We start from the raw sequence: 1,739 nt of genomic DNA, 5'->3' as shown, positions 1-1,739 counted from the left end.
CGCCCTGGCCGTGCAGATTGTAGCCGGGGAACAGGCGGTTGCTTCCCCTTTCTTTCTCCTTTTCCCTCTCTCTCCTCCTCCCTCTCTTTCCTTCCTCCTTCCCTCTTCTTCCCCCTTCTCTCTTTCTTTCTCTCCCCTCTCCTTCTTCCTCCCCTCTCCTTCTCTTCTCCTCCTTTCTGCCTCTTTCCTCCTCCTCCTCTTCTTCTCTCCCCCCCTCCCTCCTCTCCTCTCCTCTCTCTTTCTCTTCTCTCCTCCCCTCTCTTCTCCCTCCCCTTCCCTTCTTCCTTTTCTTTTTTCCTCTTCTCTCCTCCTTCCTCCTCTTTTCTTCTCCTCTTCTCCCCCTCTCTCCCTCTTCCTCCTCCCCCCTTTCCCCTCTCCTCCCCCCCCCTTCTTCTTCTTTCTTCTCTCTCTCCTTTCTTCTCTTCCCCCTCTCCTCCCCTTTTTCCTTTTCTTCCTCTTTTCTTCTCCTCTCCTTCTTCTTCCCCCCCCCCTTCTCCCCTCCTTCTCCCTCCCTTCTCTCTTTTCCTCCTCCCTTCTCTTCTTTCTCCCTTTCTCTCTTCTTCTCCTCTTCCTCCTCCTCCCTTTCTCCTCTCTTCTCTTCTCTCCTTCCCCTCTTCCTCCTTCCCCTTCTCTTCCTTCGTCTCTTCTTCAACACCGTCCCTCTTCTTCTTCTCTTCTTTCTCTCCTTTCCTTCTTTCCCTTTCTTCTTCTCCTCTCTTTTCCCTCCTCTCCCTTTCTTTTCTTCTTCTCTTCCTTCCCTTCTTCCTTCTCTCCTCTCCTTTTCCTCTTCTCCTCCTCCTCCCCTTCCTCTCCCCCTCTCTCTTCTTTTCTCTTCTTCCTCTCCTTCTTCTCCTTTTCCTTCCCCCTCCCCCTCTTCCTTCTTCTCCTCCCCCCTTTCTCCCTTTCTCTCCTCTCTTTCTCTCTCCCCCCTCCTTCCTCTTCCTTCTCTTCTTCTCTCCCCTTTTTCCCTCGCTCCCCTTCTCTTCCCTCTCCTCCCTTTCCTCCTCTTCCTCTCTCCTCTCTCTCCCTCTCTTCCTTTTCTTCTTTCTTCTCCCTCCTCCTTTTTCCTCTCCTTTCCTCCTTCTTTTCCCTTCCTCCCCCCCCTCCGTCGCTTTTTCCCCTTTCCCCTCCTCTCCTCTTCTTCCCTTCTTCTTCTTCCCTTCCCTCCCTCCTTCCCCTTCTTTCCCTTCCTCTTCCTCCCCTTCTTCTTTCTTTCTCTTTCTTTTCTTCCTCCTCTTTTCTTTCCTTCTTCTTTTTCTCCTTCTTCTTCCTCTTTTCCTTCTTCTTTCTTTTTCTTTTCTTTTTCTTTCTTTTTTCTTTCCCTTCTTCCTTCTCTCTTTTTCTCTCCCCCCTTCCTCTCTCTTCCCTTTTCCTTCCTTCTTTCTCTTCTCTCCCCTCTTTCCTTTCTTCTCTCCTCTCTTTTCCTTTCTCCTTTTCTTTCTCTCCTTCTCCCCTTCCTTCTTCCTCCTCTCTCCTTCTTCCTTCCCTTCTTCCCTCTCCTCCCTCTTTTCTTCCTTCCTTCTTCCTTCTCCTCTCTCTCCCCTTTCTCTTTCTCTCCCTTTCTCTCTTCTCTTTTTCTCTTTTCTCTCTCCCTTTCTTCCTCTCTCTCTCCCCTTCCTTCCTCCCTCTCCTTCTCCCCTCTCTTCTTCTCTCCTCTTTTCTTTTTCCTCCTTCTTTCTCTCTCTCCTCCCCTCCTCCTCTTTCCTTTTTCTCTTTCTCTCTTCTCTCCCCCCTCCTTC

Annotated in this window: 2 protein-coding genes; both read right to left on the bottom strand. The window is 50.4% G+C overall.

Going from position 1 to position 1,739, the window contains the following annotated elements:
* Positions 1 to 655 (bottom strand): hypothetical protein (locus D6B98_RS42180; RefSeq protein ID WP_205680587.1); only part of this gene is annotated, 655 nt, incomplete at its 3' end.
* Positions 649 to 1,739 (bottom strand): hypothetical protein (locus tag D6B98_RS42175; protein WP_205680586.1); only part of this gene is annotated, 1,091 nt, incomplete at its 5' end. The genes D6B98_RS42175 and D6B98_RS42180, both read right to left, overlap by 7 nt.

Source organism: Bradyrhizobium sp. LVM 105 (assembly GCF_003957705.1).
Lineage (GTDB): Bacteria > Pseudomonadota > Alphaproteobacteria > Rhizobiales > Xanthobacteraceae > Bradyrhizobium > Bradyrhizobium frederickii.
Note: the sequence above shows the minus strand (reverse complement) of the source record. Positions and strands in the feature narration are given on the sequence as shown.